Source organism: Pseudacidovorax sp. 1753, assembly GCF_040544975.1.
Classification (GTDB): Bacteria; Pseudomonadota; Gammaproteobacteria; order Burkholderiales; family Burkholderiaceae_C; genus Xenophilus.
This window is the reverse complement of the sequence record NZ_JBEPKY010000009.1, coordinates 30,876-45,977: the sequence shown is the minus strand read 5'-3', so window position 1 is coordinate 45,977 and position 15,102 is coordinate 30,876. Positions and strand designations below refer to the sequence as shown.

Annotated in this window: 14 protein-coding genes; 7 read left to right on the top strand and 7 right to left on the bottom strand. The window is 70.0% G+C overall.

All coding sequences use genetic code 11. The features are described 5' to 3' along the window. Window positions 1–107 precede the first annotated feature (107 nt). The 4 genes from ABIC63_RS12675 (at window position 108) to ABIC63_RS12660 (ending at window position 4,972) form a co-directional block, all read left to right on the top strand. Window positions 108–1,082: a Bug family tripartite tricarboxylate transporter substrate binding protein gene (locus ABIC63_RS12675; RefSeq protein WP_354320014.1), complete on the top strand. Its 975-nt coding sequence runs from the start codon at window positions 108–110 to the stop codon at window positions 1,080–1,082. 57 nt (window positions 1,083–1,139) lie between these two features. After that, a complete protein-coding gene (kdgD, locus tag ABIC63_RS12670; protein ID WP_354320013.1) occupies window positions 1,140–2,051 on the top strand; it encodes a 5-dehydro-4-deoxyglucarate dehydratase in 912 nt (303 codons plus the stop codon). 115 nt (window positions 2,052–2,166) lie between these two features. Then, a complete protein-coding gene (locus ABIC63_RS12665; protein ID WP_354320012.1) occupies window positions 2,167–3,504 on the top strand; it encodes an enolase C-terminal domain-like protein in 1,338 nt (445 codons plus the stop codon). A 31-nt stretch (window positions 3,505–3,535) separates the two neighbouring features. Further along, window positions 3,536–4,972, top strand: a complete 1,437-nt coding sequence (locus ABIC63_RS12660) for an aldehyde dehydrogenase family protein (protein WP_354320011.1) — start codon at window positions 3,536–3,538, stop codon at window positions 4,970–4,972. Window positions 4,973–5,175: 203 nt separating this feature from the next. Here ABIC63_RS12660 and ABIC63_RS12655 read toward each other — a convergent pair whose 3' ends face one another. Then, complete coding sequence (locus tag ABIC63_RS12655) at window positions 5,176–6,345, bottom strand: MFS transporter (protein ID WP_354320010.1); 1,170 nt, start codon at window positions 6,343–6,345, stop codon at window positions 5,176–5,178. A gap of 95 nt (window positions 6,346–6,440) precedes the next feature. Between ABIC63_RS12655 and ABIC63_RS12650 the strand changes: the two genes are divergently transcribed. Beyond that, window positions 6,441–7,124, top strand: coding sequence for a TetR/AcrR family transcriptional regulator (locus ABIC63_RS12650; protein ID WP_294372680.1), 684 nt, complete (start codon window positions 6,441–6,443; stop codon window positions 7,122–7,124). A gap of 23 nt (window positions 7,125–7,147) precedes the next feature. Next, window positions 7,148–8,053 (top strand): helix-turn-helix domain-containing protein, encoded by a 906-nt coding sequence (locus ABIC63_RS12645; protein ID WP_354320009.1) that lies wholly within the window; start codon window positions 7,148–7,150, stop codon window positions 8,051–8,053. A 31-nt stretch (window positions 8,054–8,084) separates the two neighbouring features. On the opposite strand, the gene ABIC63_RS12640 is transcribed toward ABIC63_RS12645, so the two are convergent. From ABIC63_RS12640 to ABIC63_RS12615, 6 genes are read right to left on the bottom strand one after another with little or no spacing between them, the layout of a single operon-like run. Then, window positions 8,085–8,906, bottom strand: a complete 822-nt coding sequence (locus ABIC63_RS12640) for an alpha/beta fold hydrolase (RefSeq protein ID WP_354320008.1) — start codon at window positions 8,904–8,906, stop codon at window positions 8,085–8,087. Between the two features lie 55 nt (window positions 8,907–8,961). Further along, window positions 8,962–10,545, bottom strand: a complete 1,584-nt coding sequence (locus ABIC63_RS12635; protein WP_354320007.1) for an MFS transporter — start codon at window positions 10,543–10,545, stop codon at window positions 8,962–8,964. Then, the gene (locus ABIC63_RS12630) at window positions 10,538–10,933 is read right to left on the bottom strand and encodes a DoxX family protein (protein ID WP_294372673.1); all 396 of its coding nucleotides are present in this window, start codon (window positions 10,931–10,933) and stop codon (window positions 10,538–10,540) included. The genes ABIC63_RS12635 and ABIC63_RS12630 overlap by 8 nt, the downstream gene beginning before the upstream one ends. Continuing rightward, complete coding sequence (locus ABIC63_RS12625) at window positions 10,933–12,825, bottom strand: amidohydrolase (protein ID WP_354320006.1); 1,893 nt, start codon at window positions 12,823–12,825, stop codon at window positions 10,933–10,935. Before ABIC63_RS12625 ends, ABIC63_RS12630 begins: the two co-directional genes overlap by 1 nt. 41 nt (window positions 12,826–12,866) lie before the next feature. Next, on the bottom strand, window positions 12,867–13,139 hold the full coding sequence (locus tag ABIC63_RS12620) for a DUF1427 family protein (protein WP_294372668.1): 273 nt from the start codon (window positions 13,137–13,139) through the stop codon (window positions 12,867–12,869). A 16-nt stretch (window positions 13,140–13,155) separates the two neighbouring features. Then, entirely contained in the window at window positions 13,156–13,809 is a 654-nt protein-coding gene (locus ABIC63_RS12615; protein ID WP_354320005.1) for a hydrolase, read from the bottom strand. 313 nt (window positions 13,810–14,122) lie between these two features. Between ABIC63_RS12615 and ABIC63_RS12610 the strand changes: the two genes are divergently transcribed. Further along, window positions 14,123–15,031 (top strand): LysR family transcriptional regulator, encoded by a 909-nt coding sequence (locus ABIC63_RS12610; protein ID WP_294372662.1) that lies wholly within the window; start codon window positions 14,123–14,125, stop codon window positions 15,029–15,031. Window positions 15,032–15,102: the final 71 nt, after the last annotated feature.

Sequence of the window (15,102 nt, the reverse complement as noted above, 5' to 3'; positions counted from 1 at the left end):
TGCCCGAGAAAGGCGTGGACTTAGTTGTACGATGACTGACAACAAGGCGGCCAACAACGACGCGTCATCCAAGCCGCCACGCGTTTCAAACCAAGACGGAGACAGACATGACCCTCAACCGCCGCCAGTTCGTCAGTGGTGCCTCAGGTGCTGCGCTCGTGGCCTCGGGCGCCGTCCGCGCCGCGGACACCTGGCCGTCCAAGCCGGTCCGCATCGTGGTGCCCTATCCGCCGGGCGGCTCGTCCGACATCATTGCGCGGTCCATCAGCCAGTCGCTGTCGCAGGCGCTGGGCCAGAGCGTGATCGTGGACAACAAGCCGGGTGCCAACGGCAACCTGGGCGCGGACATGGTCGCCAAGGCCGCGCCGGACGGCTACACCGTGCTGCTGTGCGACGTCGGCGCTCTGGCCATCAGTCCGTCGGTCTACACGCGGCTGCCCTTCGACCCTTCCAAGGACCTGCGTGGCGTGACCATGCTGGCCTATTCGCCGCACCTGCTGGTGGTGCATCCCTCGGTCAAGGCCAACACGCTGCAGGAACTGGTGGCGCTGTCGAAGACCAGCGACCTGAACTTCGCCGTCACCGCCACCGGCAGCGCGCCGCACCTGGCCGGCGTGGCGCTGGAGCGCGCCAGCGGCGCCCGCTGGACCTACGTGCCCTACAAGGGCGGCGTGCAGGCCATCCAGGACACCGTGGGCGGCCAGACGCAGGTGCTCATGAACGGCATGCTCGCCACGCTGCCGCATGTGCAGAGCGGCAAGCTCAAGCTGCTGGGCGTCTCCAAGCCCACGCGCATGCCGCTGGTAGGCGACGTGCCCACCATCGCGGAGCAGGGCGTGCCCGGCTTCGAGTCGGGCACCTGGCAGGGCGTCAAGGCGCCGCGCGGCACGCCGGACGCCATCGTGCAGCGGCTCAACCGTGAATTCATCGCCGCCATCCGCTCTGCCGAAGTGCGCTCGCGCCTTGCAGGGCAGGGCGCCGAGGTCGTGACCATGACCGGCGCCCAGGAAGAGCAGTTCTTCGACAAGGAACGCGCCCGCTGGGCCACCGTGGTGCGGCAGGCCGGCATCAAGCTCGACTGAGCGCTTCCCTTCTTTTTCTTCTTCTTCTTTCAACAAACGCTTCCAGGAAACCTGCAGATGAACCCGCAAGACCTCAAGACCATCATGGGCTCCGGCCTGCTGTCCTTCCCGCTGACGGACTTCGACGCCGAGGGCAACTTCGACAAGAAGGGCTACATCGAGCGCCTCGAATGGCTGGCCCCGTATGGCGCCAGCGCGCTGTTCGCGGCCGGCGGCACCGGAGAGTTCTTCTCGCTCACCGCCGACGAATACCCCGAGATCATCAAGACCGCGGTCGACACCTGCCGCGGCAAGGTGCCGATCATTGCCGGCGCCGGCGGTCCCACGCGCTTCGCCATCCAGTGCGCGCAGGCTGCCGAGCGGGCCGGCGCCCACGGCATCCTGCTGCTGCCGCACTACCTGACCGAAGCCGGCCAGGAAGGCCTGGCCGCCCATGTCGAGGCCGTGTGCAAGAGCGTCAAGTTCGGCGTCATCGTCTACAACCGCGGCCAGGCCAAGCTGATGCCCGAGACGCTGGCCAAGCTGGCCGAGCGCAACCCCAACCTGATCGGCTTCAAGGACGGCATCGGCGACATCGAGCTGATGAGTTCCATCTTCCTGACCATGGGCGACCGCTTCGCCTACCTGGGCGGTCTGCCCACGGCCGAGGTCTATGCGGCGGCCTACAAGGCGCTGGGCACGCCGGTGTACTCGTCGGCCGTCTTCAACTTCATCCCGAAGACGGCGATGCAGTTCTACGAAGCTGTTCGCGATGACGACATGGCCACGCAGCATCGCCTGCTGAAGGACTTCTTCATGCCCTACCTGGCCATCCGCAACAAGGGCCAGGGCTATGCGGTGAGCATCGTCAAGGCCGGCGCCAAGATCGTCGGCCATGGTGCCGGCCCGGTGCGCACGCCGCTGACCGACCTCAAGGCCGACGAGTATGCCGCGCTCGAGGCACTGATTGCCAAGCTGGGCCCGCAGTAATCCAGGCACTGCATTGCCGGCACACTCCAGGGCGGCTGGCGCCCCGCAGCTGACCGGCCATCGAAGCGGCCGCGCGATGAGCGCGGGCCGCTTTTCCCATCCCTCTGCGTCGATCATGAGTCACACGCCCACCATCACCGACATCGAAGTCATCCCGGTCGCCGGCCGCGACGGCATGCTGATGAACCTCAGCGGTGCCCACGCGCCCTTCTTCACCCGCAACGTGCTGCTGGTGCACGACAGCGCCGGCCGCACCGGCGTGGGCGAGGTGCCCGGCGGCGAGGGCATCCGGCAGGCCCTGGAGGACAGCCGCCCGCAGCTCGTCGGCCAATCCATCGGCCAGCATCTGCAGCTGCTGCAGCGCGTGCAACAGGCGCTGGCCGGCCGCGACCCGGGCGGCCGCGGCCTGCAGACCTTCGACCTGCGCATCGGCGTGCATGCGGTCACGGCCATCGAATCCGCCTTGCTCGACCTGCTCGGCCAGTACCTCGGCGTGCCGGTGGCGGCCCTGCTGGGCGAAGGCCAGCAGCGCGAGCGGGTGGAGATGCTGGGCTACCTGTTCTTCGTCGGCCCTTCCGACAAGACCGACCTGCCCTACGTGAAGCCGGGCGAGGACCGCAGCGCCAGCGACGACTGGGCCCAGGTGCGCCACATGACCGCCATGACGCCCGAGGCCATCGTTCGCCAGGCCGAGGCCGCCCATGCACGCTACGGCTTCAACGACTTCAAGCTCAAGGGTGGCGTGCTGGCCGGTGAGCAGGAGATCGAGGCCGTCCGCGCGCTCGCCGAGCGCTTTCCGCACGCGCGCGTCACGCTGGACCCGAACGGCGGCTGGCTGCTCAAGGACGCCATCCGCCTGATGCGCGACATGCGCGGCGTGCTGGCCTATGCCGAGGACCCGTGCGGCGCCGAAGGCGGCTTCAGCGGTCGCGAGGTGATGGCCGAGTTCCGCCGTGCCACCGGCCTGCCCACCGCCACCAACATGATCGCCACCGACTGGCGGCAGATGGTGCATGCGCTGTCGCTGCAGTCGGTGGACATTCCGCTGGCCGACCCCCACTTCTGGACCATGGCCGGCAGCGTGCGCGTGGGCCAGACCTGCCGCGACTGGGGCCTGACCTGGGGCTCGCATTCCAACAACCACTTCGACATCTCGCTGGCCATGTTCACGCACGTGGCGGCGGCCGTGCCGGGCAAGGTCACGGCCATCGACACGCACTGGATCTGGCAGGACGGCCAGTTCCTTACGCAGAACCCGCTGCAGATCCGCGGCGGCTTCGTCGAGGTGCCCAAGGTCCCGGGCCTGGGCGTCACCGTGGACCGCGCCGCGCTGCAGCGCGCCAACGCGCTGTATCAGCAGCATGGCCTGGGCGCGCGTGACGACGCGATCGCCATGCAGTACCTGATTCCCGGCTGGAAGTTCGACAACAAGCGCCCGGCCATGGTGCGCTGAGCCATTCCGTCATTCGACAAGGAGTCTTCTCATGAGCGAATTCAACAACCTCATCAACGGCGAATGGCTGGCCGGTGCCAGCTACAGCCCCAACCTCAACCCCAGCAACCTGGCGGACGTGATCGGCCAGTACACGCAGGGCGATGCCTCGCATGTCGATGCCGCCGTGGCGGCCGCGACCGCCGCCTTCCCGGCCTGGTCCACCGGCTCGGTCCAGGCCCGCAGCGACGCGCTGGACAAGATCGGCACCGAGATCCTGGCCCGCAAGGAAGAGCTGGGCGCGCTGCTGGCGCGCGAGGAGGGCAAGACCCGCGCCGAAGGCATCGGCGAGGTCACGCGCGCCGGCCAGATCTTCAAGTTCTTCGCCGGCGAATGCCTGCGCCTGTCGGGCGAGACCGTGCCTTCGGTGCGCCCCGGCATCGGCGTGGAGATCACGCGCGAGCCGGTGGGCGTGGTGGGCCTGATCACGCCGTGGAACTTCCCCATCGCCATTCCGGCCTGGAAGATCGCGCCGGCCCTGGCCTTCGGCAACTGCGTGGTGCTCAAGCCCGCCGACCTGGTGCCGGGCAGCAGCTGGGCGCTGGCCGAGATCATCCACCGCTCGGGCATTCCGGCCGGCGTGTTCAACCTGGTGATGGGTCGTGGCAGCGTCATCGGCAATGCGCTGGTGCAGCATCCGGGCATCCATGCGATCAGCTTCACCGGCTCGGTGGGCGTGGGCCGCGGCATCGCGCTGGAATGCGTCAGGCTGGCCAAGAAGGTCCAGCTGGAGATGGGCGGCAAGAACCCGCAGGTGGTGCTGGACGATGCCAACCTGGACCAGGCGGTCGAACTGTGCGTGCAAAGTGCCTTCTATTCCACCGGCCAGCGCTGCACCGCGTCGAGCCGGTTGATCGTGACCGAGGGCATCTACCCGCGCTTCATCGAGGCCATGAAGGCCCGCATGGCGAAGATCAACGTGGGCGATGCGCTGGGCCAGGGCACCGACATCGGCCCGGTCTCCAGCCAGTCGCAACTCGAGCAGGACCTGAGCTACGTCGAGATCGGCAAGGCCGAAGGCGCCACGCTGGCCGTGGGCGGTGAGCGCCTGTCGCGCGGCACCGAAGGCTTCTACATGGCCCCGGCGCTGTTCAGCGACAGCGGCAAGACCATGCGCATCAACCGCGAGGAAATCTTCGGCCCCGTGGCCAGCGTGATCCGGGTGAAGGACTACGACGAGGCGCTGGCCACCGCCAACGACACCGAGTTCGGCCTGTCGGCCGGCATCGCCACCACCAGCCTGAAGTACGCCACCCACTTCAAACGCCACAGCCAGGCCGGCATGGTGATGGTCAATCTGCCCACCGCGGGCGTGGACTACCACGTGCCCTTTGGCGGGCGCAAGGGCAGCAGCTACGGTCCGCGCGAGCAGGGGCGCTATGCGCAGGAGTTCTTCACCACGGTGAAGACGGCGTACACGCTGGCTTGAGATGAAAAAGCACCCCCCATGCCGCTTCGCGGCTCCCCCCTCTCTGGCGCCTTCGGCTTGGAGGGGGGCGCACCCAGAGGCCTGGCAAAGCCAGTTCCTCGGGTGCTCTGGCGTGGCCTGCTCCGCGGCCATTTGATTGGCGGCGTTGCGCCAGTTTCATGCGGCGTGGGTGGCTTCATCGCCGCCTGCCGGCCGCGGTCGTTTCACTGGGACGTCGCGGCGGGCCGGCGGGCGGCGATCCACAGCCCGAGCGCAATGGTCAGCCCCAGTACCGCGGCCACGGTGCCGACGAGGAACACGCCGCGGTAGCCCGCGCGGTCGGCCAGCAGCCCGGCCAACGGACCGGTCAAGCCGTAGGCCAAGTCCTGGAAGGCCGAGAAGGCACCCATGGCCGTGCCGCGCAGGGGCGGCGCCACGCGGTGCACCACGTCGCGGCCCATGGCCGGGAACACCATCGAACAGCCCAGGCCCGTCATGAAGGCGCCGGCCAAGGCTGCGGTCGGCGTGGCGGCGGTCCACAGAATCGCCTGGCCCAGTGTCTCCACGGCCAGCGAGGCGGCGGCCACCGGCAGGCCGCCGATGCGGTCGGGCAGGCCGCCGAACAGCAGCCGCACCAGCACGAAGCCGGCGCCGAATGCAGTCAGGCCCAGGCCCGCATGCGCCCAGCCCTGGGCCCGGAAATGCAGCGCGAAGAAGGCGCCGATGGCGGCGAATCCGATGCCCTGCAGGCACACGATGGCCCCCTGCGGCGCGATGCGGCCGACCACGCGCCAGATGGAGGGACGTTGGGCGGCTGCCATCACGGGCATGCCGTCGAGCCGTGCCACGGCCAGCAGCGCCAGCGCCGGCAGGCCGGTGGCCACGGCCATCGCACCGGCCAGACCCAGACGGTCGTACAGCGCGATGCCCAGCGGCCCGCCCACGGCCAGCGCGCCGTAGATGGCGGCCCCGATCCACGCCAGCACCTGGCCCGAGCGGGCCGGCCCCACCAGGCCGATGCACCAGGTGATGGTGCCCACGGCCACCAGGCTTTCGCCCACGCCGATGAGCAGGCGCCCGATCAGCAGCACCTCGTACGCCGCGATGGCGCGCAGGCCCGGCAGCCCGGCCGCCAGGCACACCAGCGCGCCGGCGATGTAGCAGAGCAGGCCGCGCACCGTCGCCACCTTGGCGCCCTGCCGGTCGGTGAGCGTGCCGGCGACGCCGCGGCTGAGGATGGTGGCCAGGAAGGCGATGCCCACCGCCAGCCCGGCCCAGGCATTGCCCAGACCCAGCGTGCCGGCCACGAAGAGCGGCACCGTCGGCAGTGTCATGCCCACGCACAGGCAGGCCACGAAAAGCACGCCGACCAGCCACCAGAAGGGCAGCGGCATCGGCGCGGAAGAAGTCGTTGGAGGAGGTATGGAAGTCATGCGCCGATAATGCGACGAGTTCGTCAGGTTTTCCATTCGCATTCGCAGCCCTTGCCATGAGCCCACGTCGCAGCGCACCTCTGTCCTCGAGAAAGGAGCCCCAGCAAGCCCGCTCCGCCAACCTGGTGGCGGCAGTGCTCGAAGCGGCTGTTCAGGTTCTGGCGCAGGAAGGCGCGCAGCGCTTCACCACGGCCCGTGTGGCGGAGAAGGCGGGTGTCAGCGTCGGTTCCCTCTACCAGTACTTTCCCAACAAGGCGGCGATCCTGTTCCGGCTTCAGAGCGACGAATGGCAGCGCACCACCACGCTGATGCGCGGCATCCTGGAAGACGAGGCCCTGCCCCCGCTCGCTCGGCTGCGGCGGCTGGTGCTGGCTTTCATCCGCTCCGAATGCGAGGAGGCCGAGGTGCGCACCGCGCTGGCCGATGCCGCACCGATGTACCGCGATGCGCCCGAGGCCGGCGAAGCACGGGCGACCAGCGCCCGGGCCTTCCGCGTCTTCCTCAAGACGGTGCTGCCCGAGGCGGCCGGCCCCACGCGCACCCGCGCCGGCGACCTGATCCTGGACACGCTGAGCGGCGTGGGCAAGGCCTTCTCCGACAAGCCCCGCAAGCCGGCCGAGATCGAGGCCTACTCGGCCGCCATGGCCGACATGTTCTGCGCGTATCTTGTGGAGCTGGGCGCGTTGCCGGAGCCTGCACCGGCGGCGCGCCGCCTGCGCGTTGCGCGAAAGCGTGGATGATGTCGGGCCACCGCGGAGATCCCATGCACCTCACCCCTTCGCCTTTGACGATGGCGCCGCGCGACGCGCTCGGCTGCACCGCCAGCACGCTGGTGCACGATGACGAGCTCGACGCCGGCGGCGTCCGTGTCTATCGCAAGGCCGTGACGACGACCCAGCTCGGGCCGGTGGAGACCGCGCCCTCGGACAGGGGCCTGCTGCTGGGCATCTCGCTCGCCCCGGGGCATCGCCGGCGCATCCTGCACGCGCGGCACGCCAGCACGCACGACTTCGGCTGCGGCGCGATCTACCTGCGCGACTTTGGCGAGCGTTACCGCGCCGACATGAAGACAGGTTTCGACTTCCTGCTGGTGGAGTTCCCGCAGGCCGTGCTGCGCCAGGCCACGGAGCGGCCCCTGGCCCCGGGGGCGCTGCTGGCGGCCTCGCCGGTGGGCGCCCATGACACGGTGCTGCACCACCTGGCGCTGGCGCTGCTGCCCGCGCTCGGTCGGCCGCAGCCGGGCTGCGGCCTGTTCATCGAGCAGGTCACGGCGGCGATGGCCGCCCAACTGCTCCTGCGTGCAGGCGCCGCGCAGCCGGCCGGCACGCGCCCGCGCCGCCGGCTGTCACCCCGCCAGGAGGCACGCGCCAAGGAGATGTTGGCGATGCGCGTGGATGGAGACCAGAGCGCCCAGGCCGTCGCCGAGGCCTGTGGCCTGTCGCGCAGCTATTTCATCGAGGCCTTCCGCGAGACGACCGGCCAGACGCCCTACCAGTGGGTGCAGGCGCAGCGGCTGGCACGGGCCCAGGCACTGCTGGCGCAGCCCGGGCTGTCGCTCGCGGCCATCGCGCTGGCCTGTGGCTTTGCGGACCAGAGCCACTTCACCCGCGTCTTCACCCGGCACATGGGCATGCCGCCGGGCACCTGGCGGCGCGGCGCCGGCCACTGAGGGCCTGCAACGCCGCTGGCCGCCGCCTGGATCAGCCTTCGATCAGCGCGAGCAGGTCGGCGTTGACCTGGTCCTTGTGCGTGGTGCAGGTGGCGTGGGGCGCACCGGGGTAGACCTTGAGCGTGGCGCCCTTGATCATCTGCGCGGCGAGCTTGCCCGTGCCCTCGATGGGCACCACCTGGTCGTCGTCGCCATGGATGACCAGCGTGGGCACGTCGATCTTGGCCATGTCGGCGCGGAAGTCGGTGCCGGAAAAGGCCGTCACGCAGTCCAGCGTGCCCTTGATCGATGCCTGCAGGGCGATCTGCAGCGTCTGCTTGAAGATGCCTTGCGACACCTTGGCCCCCGGCCGATTGGTGCCGTAGAAGATGGTGCTGAAGTCGTCCAGGAACTGCGGCCGGTCCGCCAGCAGCCCTGCGCGCAGGCCTTCGAACATGGCGGGCTCGGGTCCCTCCGGATGGTCCGCCGTCTTGACGAACAGCGGCGTCACCGCGCTGACCAGCGCCAGCCGGGCCACGCGGGCACTGCCATGCCGGGCGATGTAGCGCGTCACGTCGCCCCCGCCCATCGAGAAGCCCACCAGCACCACGTCCTTGAGGTCCAGGGCCTCGATCAGCTGCGCGATGTCGTCGGCGAAGGTGTCGTAGTCGTAGCCGGTCCACGGCTGGCCCGAGCGGCCGAAGCCGCGGCGGTCGAAGGCGACGGTGCGGTAGCCGCGCTCGGCGAAGAACATCATCTGGGCGTCCCACATGTCGGCGCTCAGGGGCCAGCCGTGGCTGAACAGGATGGGCTGGCCGCTGCCCCAGTCCTTGTAGTAGAGGTCGGTTCCGTCGCGCAGGGTGAGGAAGCTCATGCAAATCTCCAGGGGTTGAGGAAGACAGGGAAGGGAAGGAAAGGCGGCTTGACGTTCAGAGCGCCAGGAAGTGGTGGACCTCGGGCTGCCCCGGGCCGATGTGGTAGCGGACCACTTCGCCCTGCAGGTCCGCATCGGCCTGGGACACGCGGTGGTGCTGGCGCAGGTGCTCCGCCCAGGACTCGACCATGAACCATTCGACGATGCGCTGCGGGTCGGCCGTGTGCTCATGCAGGCCCCAGGCATAGGCCCCGTCGCGCCGGCGCTCGGGGGCCAGGCGCCGCACGGCGGCCAGGAAGGCGGGGCGGTCTTCCGCACGGATGCGGTACTCGATCTGGATCATCACGGGGCCCCGGTCATGGGCCACGGGCTCGGCCAGCAGCGGCTCCGGCCAGTGGCGCGAGGCCTGCAGGTCCGCGTCGCCTGCGGGCAGGCGCACGCGGTGGAAGAGCAAGCCCACCACCAGCAGGCCCAGCGCAGCGGCGGCAAGCGCGCCCCGCACGCCGATCTGCTGCGCCACCAGCCCCCAGCCCAGGCTGCCCGCGGCCATGCCACCGTTGAACACCGTCAGGTAGACGGCGAGGCCGCGGCCACGGACCCAGTTGGGCAGCACGGCCTGGGCCACGCCGTTGAGCGTGGTCAGGGCAGTGATCCAGCCCACGCCCAGTACCAATAGCAACAGCACGGCCAGCCACTGGGGCGGGGCCAGCACCAGCGCACCGAACACCACCGCCGTGAGCACCGAGGCCAGCAGCACCAGCCCGTCCGCATCGAGCCGGGCGCGCAGCCGCGGCATGACCAGCGCACCGACGATGGCGCCCGCGCCGACGGCACCCATCAGCACGCCGTAGAAGCCGGCCGTGCCCTGAAGCATCTGGCGTGCGACCAGGGGCAGCAGCGCCCAGGCCGCGCTCGCGAACAGGAAGAAGACCGCCGCCCGCACCAGCACCACGTGCAGTTCGCGGCTGGCGCGTGCATAGCGCAGGCCGGCGCGGAAGGCGCCGAGAAAGTTCTCGGACAGGCCCTCGTCCGCCGTCGGCGCCGGGCGGCGCCACCACAGCAGCGCGGCGATGACGAAGACGTAGCTCAGCACGTCCGCACCGTAGGTCATGGCCGCGCCGAAGCTGGCCAGCAGCAGGCCGCCAAGGGCCGGCCCGACGGCGCGGGCGATGTTCACACCCAGCGAGTTGAGCGCCACCGCGTTCCTGAGCTGCGCGCGCGGCACCAGCTCGGGCACGATGGACTGCCAGGTCGGCCCCGTCAGTGCCGCGCCCACGCCGCCCACGAAGGTCAGCACGATCAGCAGCTCCACCGTCAGCCCGCCGGTGCGGGAGAGCACCAGCAGCGCCGCGCTCACGCCCGCCAGCAGCAGCTGCACGGCGATGAGGAAGCGTCGGCGGTCCAGGATGTCCGACAGCACGCCGGCCGGAATGGCCAGCAGGAAGACCGGCAGTGTGGCCGCGGTCTGGATCAGCGCGACGGCCGTGGGGCTGGGCGACAGGTCGGTGACCAGCCAGCCGCTGGCCACGTCGCGCATGAAGCTGCCGATGTTGCCCAGCACCGTGGCGCACCACAGCACGGCGAACACCGGCAGGCGCAGGGGCGCAAAGCTGCCGCTCTCCTTGCCCGCCTCAGCCATGCCGCCGTTCCCGCCCGTCGAGCCAGGCCACCAGCAGGAAGCCGCCGACCAGGCCCAGGTGCTCGAAGAAGGCGTTGGCCGCCATGAAGCGTTGCGGCTGGGGCATTTCCCAGAAGCGAAGGGCGACCAGGGTGGCGCCCAGCGTGAAGGCGGCCAGCACCAGCGCGCCCAGCCAGCGCAGCCGGCCGCTGATGACCATGGCCGAGGCGCCGAGTTCGAGCACGATCACGGCCAGCGCCATCGGTGCGGCGGGCGCGATGCCGAAGTGCTGCATCTCGGCCACGGCACCGGCGAAGTCGAAGGCCTTGACCAGTCCGCCCTGCAGGTAGGCCGCGCACAGCAGCAGCAGGCAGACCGGCCTCACCCATGAAGACTGCGTCCAGGCCATCAGACTGCCCAGCAGGCGCAGCCCAGCGCGCCCCAGAAGCTCTTGAGGTCCCCCACCGGCAGCCGGCTGCCCCAGGCGCTCGCATGCGCATGGCCATGCACGTTGCAGGCGCTCGCGCAGCCGCAGGACGCGGCCGCCTGCCGCAGGGCGGCCTGCAGCGGTGCGCCTTCCTGCGCGCCCCAGGCGCCGTAGCCGCCATAGCGACGCACGGGCGACCAGTCGGGCATGGCCGGCGGCGGCCCGCCTTCGTCCAGCGTGGCGAAGGGGCCCGCGCCGTAGACGACCTTGCCGCCCACCATCGTGAGCAGCGCGCTGGTGTCGGCGATGTCGGATTCGGGGCAGGCGAAGAAGTCGCGGTCGGGCACGATCAGGTCGGCGAACTGCCCGGCCTCGATGCGGCCCTTGCGGCCTTCCTCGTTCGAGAACCAGGTGACCTTCTCGGTCCACATGCGAAGCGCGGTCTCGCGGTCAAGCAGGTTGCGCTGCGGCGTGATCTGCAGCCCGCCCACCGTGCGGCCGGTGATCAGCCATGACAGCGAGACCCAGGGGTTGTACGAGGCCACGCGGGTGGCGTCGGTGCCGGCCGAGACGTGGATGCCCTTCTCGAGCATGCGCTTGACCGGCGGCGTGGCCTCGGCCGCGGCGGCGCCGTAGCGCTCGACGAAATACTCGCCCTGGTAGGCCATGCGGTGCTGCACGGCCACGCCGCCGCCCAGCGCCGCAATGCGGTTGATGGAGCGCTCCGAGATCGTCTCGGCATGGTCGAAGAACCAGTTCAGGCCGGCCAGCGGCGTGTCGCGGTTGACCTTCTCGAACACGTCCAGCGCGCGGCTGATGGTCTCGTCGTAGGTGGCATGCAGGCGCCAGGGCCAGCGGTTCTGGGCCAGCACGCGCACCACCTCTTCCAGCTCGCCTTCCATCTCAGGGACCATGTCGGGCCGCGGCTGGCGGAAGTCCTCGAAGTCGGCGGCCGAGAACACCAGCATCTCGCCCGCGCCGTTGTGGCGGAAGTAGTCGTCGCCCTGCTTGTACTTCGAGGACGCTGTCCAGTTCAGGAAGTCCTGCTTCTCCTGTTTGGGCTTCTGCGTGAACAGGTTGTAGGCCAGGCGGATGGTGAGCTGCCCCGCGTCCGCGAGTTGCTGGATGACCTGATAGTCCTCGGGGTAGTTCTGGAAGCCCCCGCCCGCGTCGATGGCGCCGGTCACGCCCAGGCGGTTGAGTTCGCGCATGAAGTGACGCGTGGAGTTGAGCTGGTACTCGGGTGGCAGCTTCGGCCCCTTGGCCAGCGTGGCATACAGGATGGCCGCATTGGGCTTGGCCAGCAGCAGGCCGGTGGGGTTGCCGGCGGCATCGCGCACGATCTCGCCGCCGGGCGGCGCGGGCGTGTTCTTGCCGTAGCCCACGGCCCGCAGCGCGGCCCCGTTGAGCAGGGCACGGTCGTACAGGTGCAGGATGAAGACGGGCGTATCGGGCGCGGCGGCGTTGAGCTCGTCGATGGTGGGCAGCCGCTTCTCTGCGAACTGATGTTCGGTAAAGCCGCCGACCACACGCACCCATTGCGGTGCCGGCGTGATCGCCACCTGCTGGCGCAGCATGGCCATGGCATCGGCCAGGCGGCGCACGCCGTCCCAACGCAACTCCAGGTTGAAGTTCAGGCCGCCGCGGATGATGTGCAGGTGGTTGTCGATCAGGCCGGGCAGCACGGCGCGGCCCTGCAGGTCGACCACGCGGGTGGCGGCACCCGCCAGGGGCAGCAGGTCCTCATTGCGGCCTACGCGCAGGAAGCGCCCGTCGCGGATGGCCACGGCCTCGGCCGTGGGATTGCTGCGGTCGAGGGTGGTGAAGCGGCCGTTGTGCAGGATGAGGTCGGGAGCGGGGGTGGCTTGGGCCATGTCGGTTCTCCGGGCGGGTTGTCGTGGTGCAGTCGGCGTGCTCAGGCCTTCTCGCGCGGCAGCGGCGCTTCCGCCTTGGCGCATTGCGGCAGCTCGCCGAACACATGCGGCTTGACCTGCTGGTGCAGCCACGACGTGGAGACGGCGTCGGGGCGGATCCAGCTGCGCACGAGCGGCGGGATCTGCTCGCCGAGCAGGATGCCCAGCAGCCCCACCAGGGCGATCACGGGCGGCGCGGGCGAGCGCACCTGGACCAGGGCGTAGATCACGCCGACCAGGATGCCGACGGCCAGCGAAAGCAGGTAGGGCTTCATCGTGGTGTCCGCCGCGTCAGCCTTCGTGGGCACCGAACATGGTCTTGGCATAGGTGACGCCCAGTCCGTAGGCGCCGCCCCATTGGCGTGCGATGCCGGTGGTCAGCTCGTAGGTCTCGCCGCGTGCCCAGTCGCGCTGCAGTTCCAGCAGGTACTGCAGCGAGGTCATGGGTCGCGCGCCGGCCTGCACCATGCGCTGCATGGCGCGCTCATGGGCTTCGGCGGAGACGTCGCCGCAGGCGTCGGCGATCACGTAGACCTCGAAGCCCTGGGCCAGCGCGGACAGGGCCGGGCCGACGATGCACACGCTGGTCCACAGGCCGGCCAGCACGATGCGCGGCTTGCCGATGGCGTTTACGCGCTCGATCACGGCCGCGTCTTCCCAGGTGTTCATGGAGGTGCGGTCCAGCATCGCCTGGCCGGCAAAGGCCTCGGTGATCTCGCCGAACATGGGGCCCGAGAAGCTCTTCTCGGCCACCGTGGTCAGGATGGTCGACACGCCGAAGCCGGCCGCCGCGCGGGACACCAGCGCCGCGTTGTTGCGCAGCACGGTGGCGTCGATGGAGTGCGTGGCAAAGGCCATCTGCGACTGGAAGTCGATCAGGATCAGCGTGTGGTCCTGCGGGGAGAGCAGCGTGGCGCCGGGGGTGGGCTTGGCTTGGACGGTCATGGTCGGTTCCTGGGTTGCGGATGCAACGATGGCTGGCGAGGGGCGGATGCTCGTCGTGGCGCTCGGTGCATGTCTTGTCGATTGGTCGGGCTTTTTGGACGTTTGGCGGGTTGGCTGGCAGGGAGTGCCGGCGCGCTTCCTGCGCTATTCCATCGAAATACTTCACCAATGAGCTGCAGGCCGGATCGGGCTGCTGTTCACTTGTGGATTCGCTGGAATGGGTGAATCATCGGCGCCGCTCGCCGCGCCGTTGGCGAGTTTTTCCATCCGGAAGCATCGAAGTTTTCGATGGTCCGCGCAGCCCACGACGCCCATGCTCAAGCTCACCCTCGACGCCATCGAACTGGTCGACGCCATCGACCGCCACGGCTCCTTTGCCGCAGCCGCAGTGCGGCTGAACCGCGTGCCCTCGACCATCTCCTATGCCGTGGCCAAGCTGGAGGAGCAGCTGGGTCTGCGCCTGTTCGAGCGCCAGGGGCCGCGTGTCGAACTCAGCGCGGCGGGACGCGAGATGCTGGACGAGGGCCGCTGGCTGCTGGGCGCTGCGGCCACGCTCGAATCGCGCATGCGCCAGGTGGCCACCGGCTACGAGTCCGAGCTGCGGCTGGTGCATGACTCGCTGATTCCGACCGAGGCGCTGATGGACGACATCCGCGACTTCGAGGCGCTGCGCTGCGGCACCCGCCTGCGCCTGGGCTGCGAGGCGCTGTCGGGCAGTTGGGAGGCGCTGCGCGACGGCCGGGCCGATCTCGTCATCGCCGCGGGCGAAGGGCCGGCCGGTGGCGGCTACCAGGTGCATCCGGCCGGCACGCTGGACTTCGTCTTCTGCGTCGCGCCACAGCATCCTCTGGTGCGGGCCCAGGGGCCGCTGCGCCGAGCCGATCTGCTGGAGCACAACGCCATCGTCGTGGGCGACACGGCACGTTCGCTGTCGGACCGCACGGTGGGCCTGATGGCTGGGCAGCCGCGCATCACCGTGCCCTCGATGGCGGCCAAGATCGCCTGCCAGCGCAGCGGCCTGGGGCATGGCTTCCTGCCGCGCGCCTGCGTGGAAGCCGACCTCGCCCGCGGCAGCCTGGTGGCCCTGGAGATCGAGGAGGCCCGGCCGCCCGAAAGCTTCTTCCTGGCCTGGAAGACCGGCGCTGGCGGTCGGGCGCTGCAGTGGTGGCGCGAGCGGCTGCGACGCCCGCTCGTGCCGGCCCTGCTGCCGCGCAGCGTGTGACGCATCGATGTGGCATCGGCATGGCCTCGATATCGTCGACCGTTGCCGCGGCGTCCCGCCCGCGCCCTGTC